Here is a 17362-nt window from a genome sequence, read left to right on the forward strand (position 1 = left end):
GCGAGGCCATGGCCCGCCTGACGGCGTGGTTCGCCAGCCGGGGCTGGGCGCCGCTGCCCTTCCAGAAAGCGATGTGGCGGCACTACCTGGCCGGCGAGTCCGGCCTGCTGCATACCCCGACGGGCAGCGGCAAGACGCTGGCGATGTTCGGTGGGCCGCTGCTGCAGGCGCTCAACGATCCACCGCCACGTACCACCCGCGGCCGCGCAAAGACTCCCGTACCCGTCCTGCAGTTGCTGTGGATCACGCCACTGCGCGCACTGGCCGCCGACACGGCGCGCGCCCTGCGTGAGCCGCTGGATGCCCTCGGGTTGGACTGGCAGGTGGGCCTGCGTACCGGCGATGCCAGCGCGCGCGACAAGCGGTTGGCGCGAGAAGGCCGGCTCGATGTGCTGGTCACCACGCCGGAGTCGCTGGCGCTGTTGCTCAGCTATCCCGACACGATGGCGCGCCTGCAGCACCTGCGCTGCGTGGTGGTCGATGAGTGGCACGAACTGCTCGGCAACAAGCGCGGCGTGCTGCTGCAGTTGAATCTGCGCCGCCTGCGCGATGCCCTGCCCGCGCTGCAGGTGTGGGGGCTGTCTGCAACGCTGGGCAATCTGGACGAAGCGCGCGAGGTGCTGTTGCCCGATGTGCCCGATGCCCCGCTGGTGGCCGGCGCGCGGCCGCGCCCGGTCAGCGTGGAAACGCTGCTGCCCGCGCAGGGCGAGCGCTTCCCGTGGGCAGGCCATCTGGGCCTGTCACAGCTGCAGCGCGTGCTGGAAAAACTGCTGACGGTGCGTACCAGCCTGCTGTTCACCAACACCCGTGCGCACGCCGAGCTCTGGCATCAGGCGCTGTCTGCGGTATGGCCGGAAGACCTGGCCACGCTCGCGCTGCATCACGGCTCGCTCGACCCGGCGTTGCGCCGCGCGGCCGAAGAAGGCCTGCGCGAGGGCCGGCTGCGCTGCGTGGTGGCCACCTCCAGCCTGGATCTCGGCGTCGATTTCCCCAGTGTCGATCAGGTGCTGCAGATCGGCAGCCCCAAGGGCATCGCACGGTTGCTGCAGCGTGCGGGGCGCGCCAGACATCGCCCCGGCGAATCCGGGCACATCGTGTGTGTGCCTTCGCATGCGCTGGAGCTGGTCGAGTATGCGGCGGCACGTCGGGCGCTGGCCCACGGCCACATCGAAGCACGCCGGCCGCTGCGGCTGTCGCTGGACGTGCTGGCGCAACATGCCGTGAGCTGCGCCCTCGGTGGCGGCTTCGATCCCGAGGCGCTGTTCGACCAGGTACGGCGCACGCATGCCTTCGCCGCACTGGACCGCGCGCACTGGGAGGGCGTACTGGAGTTCATCGTGCAGGGCGGGCGGGCGCTGTCGCAGTACCCGGACTTCCACAAGGTCGTGCGCGATGACGATGGCCTCTACCGCGTGCATGACCGTCGCGTCGCGCTGCGGCATCGGTTGTCGATCGGCACCATCACCAGCGATGGCAGCGTCATGGTGCAGTTCCTGCGCGGGGGCCGGCTCGGCGCGGTGGAGGAACAGTTCCTCAGCCGGCTGCGCCCGGGCGATCGCTTCCAGTTCGCCGGCCGCCTGCTGGAACTGGTGCGGCTGGAGAACCTGACCGCCTACGTGCGCGTAGCGCGCGGCGGCGATGGGGTGGTGCCGCGTTGGCAGGGCGGTCGGTTGCCGCTGTCGGACGCGCTCGGGCATGAAATGGAAACCGTGCTGGCCCACCCGCCCGAGAGCCCGGAGATGCAGTGGTTGGCGCCGCTGTTGGCGCTGCAGATGCGCTTGTCCGCCCTGCCCGGGCCCGAGCTGCTGCTGGTGGAGCACGTCCGCCGGCGCGAAGGCCAGTTCGTGTTCGTGTATCCCTTCGCCGGCCGTCAGGTCAATGAAGGGCTGGCCGCGTTGATGGCGATGCGCTGGACGCGCCTGCAGAGCAATACGTTCGGTTACGCGGCCAACGATTACGGTTTCGTGCTCGCCCCGGCACGTGCGATTGAGATCGATGCGGCGCGCGTGCGCGCGTTGCTGGAACCGCAGGGACTGCTTGCGGATCTGCGCGAGAGCCTCAATCTGGGCGAGCTTGCCCGACGCCAGTTCCGCGACATCGCGCGTGTCTCCGGCATGCTGGTACCCGCGCTGCCGGGGCGGACACCGCGCAGCCTGCGTCAGCTGCAGGCCTCCAGCGGATTGCTGTACGACGTCCTGCGCCAACATGATCCGGATCACATCCTGCTGACGCTGGCCGAACACGAAGTGCTGCACGATCAACTCGATCTTGAGCGTCTGGCCCGCGCCCTCACCACCTGCCAGGCGCGCACGCTGAGCCTGCAGCATCCAGCCAGCCTGGGCCCACTATCCTTCCCACTCTGGGCCGAACGGCTGCGCGGCCAGCTCAGCAACGAAGACTGGAAGACCCGCGTCCTGCGTGCCGCACAGCAACTGGAGAAGCGCCATGGCGCCTGAACTGCCGATCACCCTCGCCGGCGAGACCGTCCATCTGCTCGGCGCGCGTGCGCTGCATTGGCCGGCACGGCACGCACTGTTGATCGCCGATCTGCATCTGGGCAAAGCCGACCTGTTCCGGCGATCGGGCATCGGCCTGCCCAGTGGCGGCACCTCCGATGATCTGCAGCGGCTTGGCGCGATGGTGCAGCACCACGACGTGCGCCATCTGTGGATCCTCGGGGATGTACTGCATGGCGCGGCGCATCGCGCGGCGTGGTACCGGCAGTGGCAGGGATGGCGCGAGCAGCATCCCCACCTGTGGATCGGCGCACTGGAAGGTAATCACGACCGGGTGTTGCCCAAGGCCGACCTGGGCATCGAACTGCTCGGCGAGCGTGTGCAGGAAGGGCCCTTCCTGCTGCGCCATGCACCGCAGCGTCAGCCTGGCCTGCATGTGCTGTGCGGCCACCTGCATCCACTGGCGCGTCTGCCGGGCATGCAACGGCGATGGCCCTCGTTCTGGATGCGCGAAGGGATGACGATCCTGCCCGCGTTTTCGGGATTCACTGCCGGCATCGCGCCCGTGCTTGCTGCCGGAGAACAGCTGGTGGCCTGCGTCGAAGACCAGGCCATCGCGTTACCTGCGCGTGGGATTTAGGCCGCCGAGACCAGCAGGTCCGGCATCAACCGGATATCCGGTGCATGCGGATTGGGCCGCACGGGTTGCCGCTGGATCGCGGTCAGCATGTCATGGGCGGCGGCACGGATGCGCGGATGGTGCTCTGGCGCGGCGTGCGTGATGAGGCTGGTCACATGGAACTCGAACACGTCTTCCATCACGTCCGGCTGATCCTCATGCAGCATCTGCAGTAGTCCGCGCAGTTTGCGGATTTCACTTTCCAGAGTTTCGGCCGAGAACAGCATTTCAATCTCCTTGGGTTGCGATCGGTCCACCGGACCGTAGGTCGCAAACGCAGCATCACCGTACCACCCCGCAGTCGCGGGCCTCCAAGCGATCAGGCATCGGACGCGCATGGGCGGTGTCAGCAGCGCGCGCATCGATAAGCGCGCGAGCGCTGCGTTTGCCAGTGTGTTGTCCCATGCCAGCGGTGAGTCCACCGTCAATGAATGTTATTCACGCCTTCACATCGGCGCGCGCGCACCGATACACAGAGTTATCAGCTGATGCCATCCGTCGCTCGCGCGGCATGCATCGCCTGCACGAAAGCGGGCGACAGCGGCAGTCTGCCCAGCCAGCCACGTTGGGTTCCGCTGAGCACGCGGAGCATATGCCCGCGCCCACCCGGCACGCGGCCCATGGGTTGGAACAGCACATCGCGTGCGCGTGCCAACCCATCGCGTTCGGACTGGAACAAGGGCGTCAGCCACCGGCTCCAGTACTGGTAGATCGCCACGTGGGCACGCCGCTGCACCTGGTAGGCGCGCAGCGCGACATCGGCATCGGCGTGCGCACGCAGTGCATCGCGCAACGCCAGCGCGTCCATCAGCGCCATGTTCACGCCCTGCCCCAGCTGTGGACTCATCGCGTGCGCCGCATCGCCGACCAGCACCAGCCGCCCGCGATGCCAGCGCGAGAGCACGGCGTCGCGGTACCCGGCGCGGGCCAGTTGACCCGGTTCCGTCACGCCGGCGAGGCGCTCGTGCGCCTGCGGCCACAGCGTGGCGATCTCGTCGAGCCAGCGGGCCATGCCGTCACGCTCCCACTGTGCGAAGCGGTCACGTGGCAGGCTCCAGAAGAAACTCAGCTGTGGCACATCGTTGCCCGGCCGGGTCCCTACCGGCAGCAGCCCGATCATCTTGCGCGCGGCCACATAGCGTTGCCGCAGTTCATCCACGTGCGGCCAGTCGCCGCGCGGCAGCAGGCACCACAGCGCGCCCCACGGGTATTCGCGGTCCAGCGAGGTGCCCTGCACCTGCGCGCGCAGCGAGGAGGCAGCACCATCGGCAGCAATCACCAGATCGTACGGCCCGTGCCAGCGCCCGTCTGCGTCACGCACGCGCCCCTGCGCGGTGTCCACCTCGACGATGGAAGTACCAGCCTGCAGGTTGCCCGGCTGTTCCCACGCAGCTGCCAGCAGCGAGAACAACGCGCCCCGTTGCATGCCCACCCCATGCAACCGCTCATCGAGCTGCGCATAACGCATGTCCATCACCGCGCGTCCGCACGGCGTCTCGCCGTACAGCCGACGCACGCTGGCGCCGTGGTGCAGCACATCGGGCAGCAGCCCCATCTGCCAAAGCACGTCCAGGCCGCTGGGCTGCAGCAGGAACCCGGCGCCGACCGGACCAGGCGTGGCGGCACGCTCGAACACGTGCACATCGTGATGATCGCGTGAAAGCAGGATCGACAACGCCTGCCCGGCGGTGCCGTAGCCGACGATGGCGATGGTGCGACGTGGAGACATGCGCGTACTCGCTGATGAAAAAAAACCCCGCCGAAGCGGGGTTTTCAATGCGCAGCTGAAAAAATCACTCAGCCGGCACGATGTTCGAGGCTTGGGCGCCCTTCGGGCCCTGGGTCACGTCATAGGTGACCTTCTGGCCTTCCTGCAGACTGCGGAAGCCCTTGGAGTTGATCGCGGAGAAGTGCGCGAAGACGTCGGCGCTGCCGTCCTCCGGCGAGATAAAGCCAAATCCCTTGGCGTCGTTGAACCACTTGACGGTACCGTTCGGCATGGTAATGCGAGACCTTCTTCTATGAATGGGTGGTGTACGCTCAACCAGCGCACTGGCGGAGTATGCAAACCTTGTACGGTAATGACAATCACCCCCGTGCCAATTCACCGATCAATTCGGGCAGACCGGAGGAGGCGGCGTCCACATTGGCCAGCACTTCGGCCATCGTGATTTCGTCGCCATCGCCACAGCCGGCGGCCCAGTTGGCCACAATGGCCAGGCAGGCATAGTCCAGGCCGAGCTCGCGGGCCAGGCTCGCTTCGGGCATCCCGGTCATGCCAACCAGATCGCAGCCATCGCGGCGCATGCGCGCGATTTCCGCATTGGTTTCCAGCCGCGGGCCCTGGGTGGCGCCGTAGCAGCCACCGTCCTGCAGGCGCACGCCGGTCACTTTCGCCGCGGCCAGCACCTTGCTGCGCAGCATCGGCGTGTACGGGTGCCCGAAGTCCACGTGCAGCACCTCGGTACCCGGCTCTTCGCACAGGGTGGAGATGCGGCCCCAGGTGTAATCGATCAGCTGGTCCGGACAGGCCAGCACACGCGGGCCGAACTGTTCGGTGATCCCGCCAACCGTATTGAGCGCAAGCACGCGCTGCGCGCCGATCTGCTGGAGCGCGGCGAGGTTGGCGCGGTAGTTGATCTTGTGCGGCGGCAGTGAGTGGCCTTCACCGTGGCGCGCCAGAAACGCCACGCGCTGGCCCAGCAGCGTGCCGACGCGGATCGGACCGGACGGCGTGCCGTACCGGGTCTCGACCTGATGGCTGCTCACGTCATCGAGCTGGGCCAGCTTGTAGACGCCGGTGCCGCCGATGACGGCGAGAGAGATGTGCTCCATCATTCCTTCATCGCGTAGATGGCCGGCACGCAGCGCAGCGTCTCATTGACGTCCATGCCGAACCCGAACACATAGCGGTCCGGGAGGTCGATGCCGGCATAGTCGGCCTTGACGTCCGGCAGCGCGCGGTCGTGCAGCTTGACCGTCAGCGCGGCGATGCGCACATCGGTGGCGCCCTGCTCCAGGCACCAGGTGCGCACGCCCTGCAGCGTGTAGCCCTCATCGAGGATGTCATCGACCAGCAGCACGCGGCGGCCGAACAGCGCGGTGGCCGGCTTGTGCTTCCAGACCAGATCGCCGCCGGTGGTTTCACCGCGGTAGCGGGTGGCGTGCAGGTAATCGAACTGCACGTCCTGGCCGCGGGCGCCCAACTCCAGCGCAAGCTGGCCGGCGAACGGCAGCGCGCCGTGCATGATCGACAGGAACAGCGGGACCTCGCCCTTGTAATCGCGCGCGATGGCGTCGGCGATGCCAGCGATGGCCTTGTCGATGGTGGGACGGTCGACCAGCAGGTCGGCCTGGGCCAGGGCCTGGGAAATGGTGAGGTTGGGCATCAGACGGTTCTTCCAAGGGTGTCAAGCAAACGGGATTGGGTGGTGCCGTGGCGGGAATCGGCCAGCAGGCCGTCCCAGCCCAGCGCGCCGCGCCCGATCAGGCCGAGCAGCGCAGCGGTGTTGAGGGTGCGGCCTTCGACCGCGCGCAGTGATTCTTCCACCAGTTCGGGGTGGCAGACCAGCACCACGTCGCAGCCGGCATCCAGGTGCGCATCCACGCGCGCCTTGACGCCACCGGCCGAGAACGAGGCGGCCATGCCGATGTCATCGGAGAAGACCACGCCACGGAAGCCCATCTCCTCGCGCAGGATCTGCTGGATCCAGCGTGGCGAGTAGCCGGCCGGTTCCGGCGCGACCTGCGGGTAGACCACGTGGGCCATCATCACCGCATCGGCGCCGGCAGTGATGCCGGCCGCGAAGGGGATCAGGTCCAGCGCGCGCAGTTCATCGAGCGAACGCGGGTCGCTGGCATCGTGGAAATGGGTGTCTTCCAGCACGGTGCCGTGCCCGGGGAAATGCTTGAGCGTGGCCGCCATGCCGACACTGTGCATGCCGCGCACATAGGCCGCGGTGAACGCAGCAACCACCTGCGGGTCCGCGCTGAACGCGCGATCACCGATGGCCAGGTTGCCACGGCCCAGATCGACCACCGGGGCGAAGCTGAGGTCCACGCCGCTGGCGCGCACTTCGCTGGCCATCAGCCAGGCATGCTGTTCGGCCAGTGCCAGCGCAGCCTCGGGATCGGTGGCGTACAGGGCATCGAAGCCCTGCAGCGGCGGCAGCGCGCTGTAACCGTCACGGAAGCGCTGCACGCGCCCGCCTTCCTGGTCCACGCAGATCAGCTGCGGGCGCGGCGCGGCGGCGCGGATGGCCGCCGACAGCTCGGCCACCTGCTCGCGCGAGGCGAAATTGCGCTTGAACAGGATCACGCCGGCCACGGCGTCGTGCTGCAGCCACTCGCGTTCCTGGGCGGTGAGTTCGGTCCCGGCAACGCCGATCACGAGCATGAGGTGTCTCCAATACGGGGCGCCACCATGGCGCACTGCCGCATTGTCGCAGAACCCGCGCGCAGCGTCAGACCTCGCAGCCGTCCGGGCCGCAGCCATCACCGGGCCCGGCAGCCCCTGCCGGTGGGGTTTCCGCCGCGATCTGGCGCAGCGCCTGGGCAAAGGCCTCCGGCGGCTGGGCCCCCTGGATAGCGTACTTGTCGTCGATCACAAAGGTGGGCACCGACTGAATGCCAAACCGCTGCGCCTGCGCCAGTTGTGCCTGGATCTCCGCCAGCCCTTCGTCACCGGCCAGCAGTGTGGTGATCCGTTCGGCACTGAGGCCACCGGCGGCGCCGGCATCGATCAGGGTCTGCGGCTCGGCCAGGTTGCGGCCCTGCGCAAAATGCGCGCGGAACAGGGCCTCGCCGACCGCCGCCTGGACGCCTTCACGCCCGGCCAGCCACATCAGGCGGTGCGCCGGCAGCGTGGTGACCCGGACCTGGCCCTGGTCGAAATCCATCGGCAGGCCTTCAGCGCGCGCGGCGGTCTGGGTCTGGGTCAGGATCTGCTCGGTGCGCTCGGCACTGCCGAACTTGGCCGCATATGCCTCGCGCAGCGGTACCGGGGTTGTGCCCGCGTCGGGATCCAGCAGGAAGGGGTGCCAGTGCACCTCCACCTCGGGGGCGTCATCACCCAACAGCGCCAGGCCCTGCTGGAACCGGTGCTTGCCGATCCAGCACCAGGGGCACACCACATCCGACCAGATATCGATTTTCATCCCGCCAGATTGTGGGTGCGGCGGGGCGTTTACAAGGTCTAACGGTCAGCCGCGTTCAGCGCTGGACCAGCGTGAAAACGGATGCGCGGCCAGCGCCAGATTGTAATAACGGACCTCGTCGGTGACTTCAGCGCCGGCCCAGTCGGGCAGCGTGATCGCCTGATCGGCGTGCTCGAGCTCGACTTCGGCCACCACCAGCCCGGCATTCTCCCCAAGGAACTCGTCCACTTCCCAGAGCAGCCCCTGGTGCTCGACCAGATGCCGACGCTTGTCGATCAGCCCGCCGACACACAGCGCCAGCAGCGCGCGCGCATCGTCCACCGGGATCGGGTAATCGAACTCCTGCCGGGTATGCCCGATCTCGCGCGATTTCATGTTGAGGAAGGCCTGCTCGCCCTGGATGCGCACGCGCACCGAGGCCTTCTGTGCGCCGCTGTCCAGTGAGGCGGTGTCGTTGAGATAGCCCTGCGCCATCGGGATCACCGCGTGCGCGGCAGTGCGCCAACCCTCACCGGTGACGAGGTATTTACGTTCGATTTCAATGCCCATGCGCACAGTATGCGGCGATCACGATCATGCGGCCACGGCCTGCTCCTATACTGGCCGGCTGCCCTGCAAGGACGCCCGATGAAGCCGCTCTTCCCCACCCTGTTGCTGACCCTGCTGCCACTGCCCGGGTTCGCCGCGACGCCGCCCACGCCTGCGCAGATCGAAGCGGCGATCATGGCCATGATCGAGGCCGAGAAGAAGCCGGCAGCCTCCGCGCAGGATCTGCTGCTGCAGTCGATGTTCACCCCGCGCGGGTTCGAGCATGGCCCGTGCTTTGCCAGCACGACGCTCACCGGTGCCTACGAGTGCCTGATCGGCATGGAGATCGGGCTCAAGAACCGCTACCGGATGCTGCGCTTCATTCCGCAGGGCATGGGCTGGGCGATGCAGCGGGCCGATGTCGATGCGCCGGTTCCTCCGCGTGAGCGCGTCCGCGAACTGCTCATCGAACAGCTCGATCATCGTGCCGCGTCCATCGACGATGCCGCCGCCCGCGACGCGTTGCGTGCCTTCCAGCAGCGCCTGCAGATTCTTGCGGTCGACGACTGCGAACTGCGCAGCACGCAGTCGCCGGAGATCCGCTGCGATGTCACCGCGGGGGACGACACCGAGCGCGGCACCGACCCGCAGACCTATGTGTTCGATGCACAAGGCCAGTGGCAGAACGCCGCGCCGGAGGACGCCCGCTGAGGGCGAACGCCGTCAGCGCTTTTCGAACACCGCGATGCTTTCCACGTGCGCGGTGTGCGGGAACATGTCCATCGCGCCTGCCGAGACCAGGGTGAAGCCCTGCTCGTTGACCAGGTAGCCGGCGTCGCGCGCCAGCGAGCCGGGATGGCAGCTCACGTAGACGATCCGCTTGAACTGCTTGAGCGGCAGCTGCTGCAGCACTTCGATGGCGCCCGAGCGCGGCGGATCCAGCAGCAGCTTGTCGAAGCCCTGGCGCATCCACGGGGCCTGACGCTGGTCCTGGGTCAGGTCCGCTGCGTAGAACTCGGCATTCTCCAGCCCGTTGCGCACGGCGTTCTCTTTCGCACGCGCCACCAGGCCGGCATCGCCTTCCACACCGACCACGTTGCGCACGGTGCGCGCCAGCGGCAGGGTGAAGTTGCCCAGCCCACAGAACAGATCCAGCACGCGCTCGTCCGGGCCGGCATCGAGCAGCGCCAGTGCGTGGGCGATCATCTGCACATTGAGCTTGGCGTTGACCTGGATGAAGTCCAGCGGGCGGAACGCCAGCTCGACATCCCACGGTGCCAGCTTGAACGACAGCGGCACCTCGGCCGGCCACAGCGGGTGCACCGACTCGACGCCGCCGGGCTGCAGCGAGATCGCAAAACCATGTTCCTGCCCGAAAGCGGTCCATGCGGCGCGGTCAGCGTCGCTGAGCGGTTGCATGTGGCGGATGGTCAGGACGATCGCGTCATCCCCGGCGATGAATTCGATCTGGGGGATATCGCGTTTGCCATCGAGCGTCTCGATGAACTCGGACAGCACGCCGACCTTCATGCCGATTTCCGGAATGACGGTCAGGCACTGGCTCAGGTCCGCGACGAAGCGCGGATCCAGCTCGCGGAAGCCGACCAGGGTCTTGTCCTTCTTCTCCACGCGGCGCACCGAGAAGCGGCCCTTGCGGCGGTAGCCCCAGCTGTCGCCGACCAGCGGCGGCAGCACAGTGCCCGGCGTGACGTGGCCGATCCGGGTCAGGTTGTCGATCAGCACACGCTGCTTGGCCACGATCTGCTGCGACTCCTCCAGATGCTGCAGCACGCAGCCGGCGCAGACGCCGAAATGCGGGCAGCGCGGGGTCACCCGCTGCGGCGAGGGCTGTACGACCTCGATGGTCCGGGCTTCATCGAAATGGCGATTGCGCGCCGTCGGCTCGGCGGTCACCACCTCACCCGGCAGCGCGCCGGTAATGAAGGTGACTTTGCCACCCTCGCCGTCGCGGCGGGCAACGCCACGGCCGTCATGGCTGAGGTCGAGGATGTCGGTCTGGAAGGGGGTTCGGTCGAGGCGGGAGCGGGTTCGGGCCACGTGGCAACAGGCTGCGGGCAAAAAGGGTGCGTATTGTCGCAGATACCAACTGCAAGCTGAGCCGGTATGCAGCCGGGAGGCTTGCGGCGGGCCACTTCACGTTTAAGATGGGCGCAGCTGACATGGAGGCAGCCCAAATGCAGATGACCCCGAGGGATCCCATGCCCCGATTCCTGCTCGTCGAGGACGACACCATCAGCCGCGGCTTCTTCAAGGCCGCGCTGGAAACCCTGCCGGCCCAGGTCGATACCGCCGATTCACTGGCCACGGCCATGGACCGCGCCCGCGGCAGCCAACACGATCTGTGGCTGATCGATGTGAACCTGCCCGACGGCAATGGCACCCAACTGCTGCAGGAACTGCGCCGCTCGCGTCCGGATACCCCGGCGCTGGCGCATACCGCCGACGGCGACACCTCGATCCACTCGCGCCTGCGCGATGCCGGCTTCAGCGAGACCCTGGTCAAGCCGCTGAGCCGCGAGCACCTGCTCAAAGCCGTCCGCCGCGCCCTGGTGCATACCGCGGGCAGCCTGTCGGCGCCGCTCGGCCCGGAGGCGGACGACGCCGACGGCCTGCGTCAGGATTGGGACGACACCACCGCCCTGGCCGCGCTGAATGGGCAGCGCCACCACCTCATCGCCCTGCGCGAACTGTTCCTGGCCGAGTTGCCCGGCGTGCGCGATGCAGTGGCCCAGGCCCTGCGCGAGAACGATGTACGGGCCCTGCGTGGGCAGCTGCACCGGTTGCAGGCCAGCTGCGGGTTCGTCGGCGCCGCACGCCTGGCGCGGGCAGTCCGGCAGTTGCACCAGGCGCCGGAGTCGACCGCCGCGCAGAACCGCTTCCGCGTGGCAGTGGACGCCCTGCTGCAGTGAGCACGGGGCGGCAGCCGGGGCACCGGCGCCGCTTGAGTCACCCCGCAACGATGCCGCGGCCCTGCAGCGCTTACGTGCGCCGCCGGGCCAGGTCCTCCAGCATTTCCCAGGATTTCAGCCCCCGCCCGCCCAGATGGTGCATCAGCACGGCGCGCATCGGCCGGCGCAGGCTGCCCAGATCGTCGGGCCCCGGCATCTCATCGGCGGCCAGCGCCAGCAGCGCGCTGCCGGTGGCCGTACCCCGGCGTTGATCCACGCCGCGGTCGCTGAGCAGGCGCCGCGGCCCCTCCTGCGGATCCAGCTCATAGCGCGCTGCCGGGTCGACCGGCTCCTCATCGCTGCCATGCAGCAGATCGAAGCCGAAGCCCAAGGCCTCCAGCAGGTCGCGCTCGAAACGTCGCAGGGTCCAGGCCAGCGGCTCGCCATCGCGCAGCCGCGCGCGCACCTGCGCGTAGTGGTCGTAGAGCTCCGGCAGCGGATCCTGGCGGGGCGCCAGCCGCATCATCAGTTCGTTGATGTAGAAGCCGGCCAGCATCGCCTTACCGGTGAGCCGGGGCGCGGCGTCCAAGGCCTCGGCACCGCGCAACTGGGCCAGTTCGCCCCGCTGCACGGCAGTCAGGCGGATCCACTGCAGCGGCTGCAGGGCCGCGCGCAAGGCTTGGCTGCGCGGGCTGGACACCCCCCGCGCCAGCACCCCGATCCGGCCGTACTGCTCGGTCAGCACCTCGACCAGCAGACTGGTCTCCCGCCAGGCCCGGGCGTGCAATACGAAGGCCGGCTCATCTTCGATGCGCATGACTCAACCGCCCGGGGCCGGAGTGGCCGGCTTATTCGTAGCCGAACGCCTTGAGCGCAGCTTCGTCGTCGGACCAGCCCTCGCGCACGCGCACCCAGGTCTCCAGGAAGACCTTGGCGCCGAACAGGCGCTCCATCTGCAGGCGCGACTTGGCGCCGATTTCCTTCAGGCGGGTACCGGCCTTGCCGATCACGATCGCCTTCTGGCCTTCGCGTTCGACCCAGATCACCGCGCCGATGCGCAGCAGGTTGCCGTCTTCGACAAAGCGCTCGATCTCGACCGTGGTCGCGTACGGCAGTTCTTCGCCCAACTGGCGCATCAGCTGCTCGCGGACCAGTTCACCGGCGAGGAAGCGCTGGCTGCGGTCGGTGATCTCATCCTCGCCGAACATCGGCGGGGCTTCCGGCAACAGCTTCATCAGGTCGCGGACCAGCGACTCCAGGCCGTTGCGCTTCTGCGCGGAGATCGGGTGAACCGCCGCGAACGTGCGGCCTTCGGTGACCTGCTGCAGGAACGGCAGCAGGGCGCCCTTGTCCTTCAGGCGATCGATCTTGTTGACCACCAGCACCACCGGGATGCCCGAGTCGCTGAGCACGTTGAAGGCCAGGGTGTCTTCGTCATCCCAGCGGCCGGCCTCGATCACCAGCATGCCGGCGTCCACGCCCTCGAGCGAGCCGCGCGCGGCGCGGTTCATCACCCGGTTCATGGCGCGCTTCTGCGCGCGGTGCAGGCCGGGTGTATCGACCAGCACGATCTGGCCTTCCGGGTAGCTGGCAATGCCGAGCAACCGGTGCCGCGTGGTCTGCGGGCGGTTGGAGACGATACTGACCTTGGCGCCCACCAGGGCGTTGGTCAGGGTGGATTTGCCGACGTTGGGGCGACCGATGACGGCCACGCTGCCGGAACGATGGGGGGTTGCTTCGTTCACTTGGAATCCAATTGCTCAAGGGCGGCGGCAGCCGCTTGTTGTTCGGCCAGCCGTCGCGAGGCACCTTCGCCTTCGGTGCTGACAGCGGGGTCGGTTACGCCGCAGCGTACCCGGAAGGTCTTGGCATGATCGTCACCCGATTCTGACACCAGCTCGTACAGCGGCAGCGCCTTCTGTCGGGCCTGCAGCCATTCCTGCAGCCGTGTCTTGGGGTCTTTCTCGGGCTTGCCGGTGGCCGGCAGGGCCTGCATGGAGGCGTTGAACCAGGGCAGCACCACCGTCTGGCAGGCAGCGAAGCCGGCATCGAGGTAGATCGCCGCGACCACCGCTTCCAGCGCATCGGCCAGGATGGAGTCACGGCGGTGGCCGCCAGTCTTCATCTCGCCGGGCCCCAGGATCAAGCGCTCACCCAGCTGCAGCTCGCGCGCGATCACCGCCAGCGCGCCTTCACGCACCAGCTCGGCCCGGGCACGGGTCAGCGCGCCCTCGTCGGCCTTGGGCCAGCGTTCGTAGAGCGCCTGGGCCACCATCATGTTGACGATGCTGTCGCCGAGGAATTCCAGCCGCTCATTGTTGGGCGTGCCGGCGCTGCGATGCGTCAGCGCCTGCTGGAGCAGGCCCGGATCGTTGAAGGCGTGACCGATCAGGTCACCGCGTTGGAAGGTCTTAGTCGGCACCGCTACGGGTCAATTCCTGGTTTGAATCAAATTTGCCCACCACGTCCAGATTACCGATCATTTCACGGCGCACTTCGTAGTAGACCTTCATGTTCCACCCGCCATCGATGCGATCGAACTTCACGTCGGCGGGTTTCACGTTTTCGGAGTAATTGATGTACAGGCGCTTGAAGAACATCTCCTGGATGCGGCGCGGCTCCATGTTGCCCACGCCCGGCTCCTTGGCCAGGCTCTTCATCGCCGAACGCACGGCGTAGTACTCCTGGTACATCGGGAACAGCTTCATCCCGATGTACAGGAAGAAGGCGACCACGATCAGCACCACCAGGAACGAGGTCAAGGTGATGCCGCGCTGCGATGTCATGTTCTTCATTGCGTTCTCCCCAGATACGCGTGTGCCATGAATCAATGGATGGCCGTGCCGATCCGCGACGGTTCGAAGCCGTCCTTGCAGAACCAGCCCGAGCAGTTCAGCCAGATCAGGAACGCCTTGCCCCGGAGATTCTCCTCCGGCAGCAGGCCCCAGAAACGGCCGTCGTCACTGTTGTCGCGATTGTCGCCCATGACCAGGTACTTGCCGGCCGGGACGGTCCACTGCCCTTCGCCTCGGGCGTAATCGGTCTCCAGCACGGTATGCGTGCGGCCCGGCAGGTGCTCGACCAGCAGCGAGCTGCCCTCGCCCTGACCGTTGTGGCCTGCGTACAGACCCTTGTTGTCGTATTTGACCGGCTCGCCGTTGAGGATCAGGCCGTTGCCCTGGAACTCGATCTGGTCGCCCGGCACGCCGATCACACGCTTGATGAAGTTCTCACCCTTGGCCGGATCGTTGTCCGAGTGGCCCGGGAAATGGAACACCACCACGTCGCCGCGATTGGGCTCGCCGAACGGGATCACCTTGGCGTTGTTCAGCGGCAGGCGCAGGCCGTAGGAGAACTTGTTGACCAGGATGAAATCGCCGATCAGCAGGTTGGGCATCATCGAGCTGGACGGGATCTTGTACGGCTCGGCGATGAAGCTGCGCACCACCAGCACGATCGCCAGCACCGGGAAGAACGCCCGCGCGTAGTCGACCATCACCGGCTCGGTGTCCAGCAGGCCGGCGCGCTGGGCGCGGCGCTTGGCGAAGTACAGCTTTTCGGCCAGCAGGATCAGGCCCGAGGCCAACGTCAGTACGACCAGGAGGAGCTCAAACAATTTCATGCAGTGTCCTTGGGAACGATTGCAGCGGTGTGGTGTGCCCCTGCGCGTCCGGCGACACCGATCCGGTGCCGCCTGCCGCTGCCGGGAAAGCCATCCGGCCTTACTTGTCCATCTGCAGCACGGCCAGGAAGGCTTCCTGCGGTATTTCCACGCGGCCGACCTGCTTCATGCGCTTCTTGCCTTCCTTCTGTTTCTCGAGCAGCTTCTTCTTGCGCGAAACGTCGCCACCATAGCACTTGGCCAGCACGTTCTTGCGCATCGCCTTGACCGTGGTGCGCGAGATGATCTGCGACCCGACGGCGGCCTGGATGGCCACGTCGAACTGCTGGCGCGGGATCAGTTCCTTCATCTTCTCGCACAGCTCGCGGCCACGGCGGTCAGCATGGCTGCGGTGCACGATCAGCGACAGCGCATCGACCTTGTCGCCATTGATCAGCACGTCCACACGGACGAACGGACCGGCATCGAAGCGCACGAAGTGGTAGTCCAGCGAGGCATAGCCACGGCTGACCGACTTGAGCTTGTCGAAGAAGTCCAGCACCACCTCGGCCATCGGCAGCTCGTAGCTGATCTGCACCTGGCTGCCCAGGTAGTTGATGCCGATCTGGCTGCCGCGCTTTTCTTCGCACAGCTTGATGATGTTGCCGATGTACTCCTCGGGCGTGAGCACGTTGGCGCGGATGATCGGCTCGCGGATCTCATCGACCATGTTCACCGGCGGCAGCTTGGCCGGGTTGTCCATGTTGATGATGCTGCCGTCGGTCTTGAGCACTTCATAGACCACGGTCGGCGCGGTGCTGATCAGGTCCAGGTTGTACTCGCGCTCCAGGCGCTCCTGCACGATTTCCATGTGCAGCATGCCCAGGAACCCGCAGCGGAAGCCGAAGCCCATCGCCTCGGAGCTTTCCGGCTCGAAACGCAGCGCGGCATCGTTCAGGCGCAGCTTGTCCAGCGCTTCGCGCAGGTCCGGGTAATCCTCGGCATCGACCGGGAACAGGCCGGCGAACACGCGCGGCTGCATTTCCTGGAAGCCCGGCAGCGGTTTGGCGGCCGGATCGGCGGCCAGGGTCAGGGTGTCGCCGACCGGTGCACCGTGCACGTCCTTGATGCTGGCCGTCACCCAGCCCACCTCACCGGCGTTCAGTGCCGGCAGCACCTTGCGCTTGGGGGTGAACACGCCGACGTTGTCGACCTGGTGATTGCGGCCGGTGGACATCACCTGCAGCTTGTCGCCGGCCTTGATCTGGCCCTGCATCACGCGCACCAGCGAGACCACGCCGAGGTAATTATCGAACCACGAGTCGATGATCAGCGCCTGCAGCTTGTCGGTATCGCGCGGCACCGGCGGCGGAATGCGATGCACGATCGCCTCCAGCACGTCGCCCACGTTCAGGCCGGTCTTGGCACTGACCGCCACCGCGTCGGTGGCATCGATGCCGATCACGGCCTCGATCTCGGCCTTGGCACGGTCGATGTCGGCGGTGGGCAGGTCGATCTTGTTGATCACCGGCACCACTTCCAGCCCCTGCTCGACCGCGGTGTAGCAGTTGGCGACGGACTGCGCTTCCACGCCCTGGGCCGCATCGACCACCAGCAGCGCGCCTTCGCAGGCGGCCAGCGAGCGGCTGACTTCATAGGAGAAGTCGACATGCCCGGGGGTGTCGATGAAGTTCAGGTGGTAGGTGTGGCCGTCTTTGGCGACATACGGCAGCGAGACCGACTGGGCCTTGATGGTGATGCCACGCTCGCGCTCGATCGGGTTCGAGTCGAGCACCTGCGCCTCCATCTCACGGGCCTGGAGGCCACCGCAAAGCTGGATGATGCGATCGGCCAGCGTGGACTTGCCGTGGTCGACGTGGGCGATGATGGAGAAGTTGCGGATGAACCGCATCGAATCAGAAGACATAGGTGGCGGCGGCGCGTCGCGTCGTCAGGATGACTGCGGATTATCGCATGGCCGGCCCGGTCCCGCGTGCGGCCGCCCGCGATTGGCGTGATCGGCCCGCCAGAAA

General features: G+C 67.1%; 19 protein-coding genes. 4 read left to right on the forward strand and 15 right to left on the reverse strand.

The window, feature by feature from the left end:
• Nucleotides 1–8: 8 nt before the first annotated feature.
• Both ACE026_RS13405 and pdeM read left to right on the forward strand, forming a co-directional pair.
• Nucleotides 9–2456, forward strand: coding sequence for a ligase-associated DNA damage response DEXH box helicase (locus ACE026_RS13405; protein WP_486039381.1), 2448 nt, complete (start codon nt 9–11; stop codon nt 2454–2456).
• Entirely contained in the window at nt 2446–3096 is a 651-nt protein-coding gene (pdeM, locus tag ACE026_RS13410; RefSeq protein ID WP_486039362.1) for a ligase-associated DNA damage response endonuclease PdeM, read from the forward strand. The genes ACE026_RS13405 and pdeM overlap by 11 nt, the downstream gene beginning before the upstream one ends.
• Here the strand turns inward: pdeM and ACE026_RS13415 are convergent.
• The 8 genes from ACE026_RS13415 to ACE026_RS13450 form a co-directional block, all read right to left on the reverse strand.
• Nucleotides 3093–3557, reverse strand: a complete 465-nt coding sequence (locus ACE026_RS13415) for a hypothetical protein (protein ID WP_486039363.1) — start codon at nt 3555–3557, stop codon at nt 3093–3095. The two genes, pdeM and ACE026_RS13415, sit on opposite strands and share 4 nt — an antisense overlap.
• 59 nt (nt 3558–3616) lie before the next feature.
• Complete coding sequence (locus ACE026_RS13420) at nt 3617–4864, reverse strand: FAD-dependent oxidoreductase (protein WP_486039364.1); 1248 nt, start codon at nt 4862–4864, stop codon at nt 3617–3619.
• A 64-nt stretch (nt 4865–4928) separates the two neighbouring features.
• Entirely contained in the window at nt 4929–5135 is a 207-nt protein-coding gene (cspE, locus tag ACE026_RS13425) for a transcription antiterminator/RNA stability regulator CspE (protein ID WP_019183439.1), read from the reverse strand.
• Nucleotides 5136–5223: 88 nt separating this feature from the next.
• Nucleotides 5224–5970: an S-methyl-5'-thioinosine phosphorylase gene (locus tag ACE026_RS13430; protein ID WP_486039365.1), complete on the reverse strand. Its 747-nt coding sequence runs from the start codon at nt 5968–5970 to the stop codon at nt 5224–5226.
• Nucleotides 5970–6524 carry a hypoxanthine-guanine phosphoribosyltransferase gene (locus tag ACE026_RS13435; RefSeq protein ID WP_019183441.1) on the reverse strand — a complete coding sequence of 185 codons (555 nt, stop codon included), beginning with the start codon at nt 6522–6524 and terminating at the stop codon, nt 5970–5972. Before ACE026_RS13435 ends, ACE026_RS13430 begins: the two co-directional genes overlap by 1 nt.
• Nucleotides 6524–7531, reverse strand: a complete 1008-nt coding sequence (nagZ, locus tag ACE026_RS13440; protein WP_265309282.1) for a beta-N-acetylhexosaminidase — start codon at nt 7529–7531, stop codon at nt 6524–6526. The genes ACE026_RS13435 and nagZ overlap by 1 nt, the downstream gene beginning before the upstream one ends.
• 67 nt (nt 7532–7598) lie before the next feature.
• Complete coding sequence (locus ACE026_RS13445; protein ID WP_486039366.1) at nt 7599–8291, reverse strand: DsbA family oxidoreductase; 693 nt, start codon at nt 8289–8291, stop codon at nt 7599–7601.
• 45 nt (nt 8292–8336) lie between these two features.
• On the reverse strand, nt 8337–8840 hold the full coding sequence (locus ACE026_RS13450) for a CYTH domain-containing protein (protein ID WP_486039367.1): 504 nt from the start codon (nt 8838–8840) through the stop codon (nt 8337–8339).
• A 78-nt stretch (nt 8841–8918) separates the two neighbouring features.
• On the opposite strand from ACE026_RS13450, the gene ACE026_RS13455 reads away from it, so the two are divergent.
• Nucleotides 8919–9530: a hypothetical protein gene (locus ACE026_RS13455; RefSeq protein WP_486039368.1), complete on the forward strand. Its 612-nt coding sequence runs from the start codon at nt 8919–8921 to the stop codon at nt 9528–9530.
• A gap of 12 nt (nt 9531–9542) precedes the next feature.
• Here ACE026_RS13455 and rlmD read toward each other — a convergent pair whose 3' ends face one another.
• Nucleotides 9543–10877, reverse strand: a complete 1335-nt coding sequence (gene rlmD / locus ACE026_RS13460; RefSeq protein ID WP_486039369.1) for a 23S rRNA (uracil(1939)-C(5))-methyltransferase RlmD — start codon at nt 10875–10877, stop codon at nt 9543–9545.
• Between the two features lie 137 nt (nt 10878–11014).
• Here rlmD and ACE026_RS13465 point away from each other — a divergent pair, with 137 nt between their 5' ends.
• Nucleotides 11015–11749, forward strand: a complete 735-nt coding sequence (locus ACE026_RS13465) for an Hpt domain-containing response regulator (RefSeq protein WP_486039370.1) — start codon at nt 11015–11017, stop codon at nt 11747–11749.
• Nucleotides 11750–11819: 70 nt separating this feature from the next.
• Here ACE026_RS13465 and recO read toward each other — a convergent pair whose 3' ends face one another.
• From recO to lepA, 6 genes are all read right to left on the reverse strand, one after another.
• Nucleotides 11820–12545, reverse strand: a complete 726-nt coding sequence (gene recO / locus ACE026_RS13470) for a DNA repair protein RecO (protein ID WP_486039371.1) — start codon at nt 12543–12545, stop codon at nt 11820–11822.
• A 31-nt stretch (nt 12546–12576) separates the two neighbouring features.
• Entirely contained in the window at nt 12577–13473 is an 897-nt protein-coding gene (gene era / locus ACE026_RS13475; protein WP_121038751.1) for a GTPase Era, read from the reverse strand.
• Nucleotides 13470–14150, reverse strand: coding sequence for a ribonuclease III (gene rnc / locus ACE026_RS13480; RefSeq protein ID WP_486039372.1), 681 nt, complete (start codon nt 14148–14150; stop codon nt 13470–13472). Before rnc ends, era begins: the two co-directional genes overlap by 4 nt.
• Nucleotides 14140–14523 carry a DUF4845 domain-containing protein gene (locus ACE026_RS13485; RefSeq protein WP_088434521.1) on the reverse strand — a complete coding sequence of 128 codons (384 nt, stop codon included), beginning with the start codon at nt 14521–14523 and terminating at the stop codon, nt 14140–14142. Before ACE026_RS13485 ends, rnc begins: the two co-directional genes overlap by 11 nt.
• 32 nt (nt 14524–14555) lie before the next feature.
• Complete coding sequence (gene lepB, locus ACE026_RS13490) at nt 14556–15350, reverse strand: signal peptidase I (protein WP_486039373.1); 795 nt, start codon at nt 15348–15350, stop codon at nt 14556–14558.
• A gap of 100 nt (nt 15351–15450) precedes the next feature.
• On the reverse strand, nt 15451–17241 hold the full coding sequence (lepA, locus tag ACE026_RS13495; RefSeq protein WP_184997305.1) for a translation elongation factor 4: 1791 nt from the start codon (nt 17239–17241) through the stop codon (nt 15451–15453).
• Nucleotides 17242–17362 lie beyond the last annotated feature (121 nt).

It is taken from the genome of Stenotrophomonas sp. AGC87 (assembly GCF_057333975.1).

What these genes read in the sequence shown, in the direction of transcription:
- ACE026_RS13405 (WP_486039381.1), top strand. Translation starts at nt 9, where the DNA reads ATGGCCCGCCTGACGGCGTGGTTCGCCAGCCGGGGCTGGGCGCCGCTG.
- pdeM (WP_486039362.1), top strand. Translation starts at nt 2,446, where the DNA reads ATGGCGCCTGAACTGCCGATCACCCTCGCCGGCGAGACCGTCCATCTG.
- ACE026_RS13420 (WP_486039364.1), bottom strand. Translation starts at nt 4,864, where the DNA reads ATGTCTCCACGTCGCACCATCGCCATCGTCGGCTACGGCACCGCCGGG.
- cspE (WP_019183439.1), bottom strand. Translation starts at nt 5,135, where the DNA reads ATGCCGAACGGTACCGTCAAGTGGTTCAACGACGCCAAGGGATTTGGC.
- ACE026_RS13430 (WP_486039365.1), bottom strand. Translation starts at nt 5,970, where the DNA reads ATGGAGCACATCTCTCTCGCCGTCATCGGCGGCACCGGCGTCTACAAG.
- ACE026_RS13435 (WP_019183441.1), bottom strand. Translation starts at nt 6,524, where the DNA reads ATGCCCAACCTCACCATTTCCCAGGCCCTGGCCCAGGCCGACCTGCTG.
- nagZ (WP_265309282.1), bottom strand. Translation starts at nt 7,531, where the DNA reads ATGCTCGTGATCGGCGTTGCCGGGACCGAACTCACCGCCCAGGAACGC.
- ACE026_RS13445 (WP_486039366.1), bottom strand. Translation starts at nt 8,291, where the DNA reads ATGAAAATCGATATCTGGTCGGATGTGGTGTGCCCCTGGTGCTGGATC.
- ACE026_RS13450 (WP_486039367.1), bottom strand. Translation starts at nt 8,840, where the DNA reads ATGGGCATTGAAATCGAACGTAAATACCTCGTCACCGGTGAGGGTTGG.
- ACE026_RS13455 (WP_486039368.1), top strand. Translation starts at nt 8,919, where the DNA reads ATGAAGCCGCTCTTCCCCACCCTGTTGCTGACCCTGCTGCCACTGCCC.
- ACE026_RS13465 (WP_486039370.1), top strand. Translation starts at nt 11,015, where the DNA reads ATGCAGATGACCCCGAGGGATCCCATGCCCCGATTCCTGCTCGTCGAG.
- recO (WP_486039371.1), bottom strand. Translation starts at nt 12,545, where the DNA reads ATGCGCATCGAAGATGAGCCGGCCTTCGTATTGCACGCCCGGGCCTGG.
- ACE026_RS13485 (WP_088434521.1), bottom strand. Translation starts at nt 14,523, where the DNA reads ATGAAGAACATGACATCGCAGCGCGGCATCACCTTGACCTCGTTCCTG.
- lepB (WP_486039373.1), bottom strand. Translation starts at nt 15,350, where the DNA reads ATGAAATTGTTTGAGCTCCTCCTGGTCGTACTGACGTTGGCCTCGGGC.
- lepA (WP_184997305.1), bottom strand. Translation starts at nt 17,241, where the DNA reads ATGCGGTTCATCCGCAACTTCTCCATCATCGCCCACGTCGACCACGGC.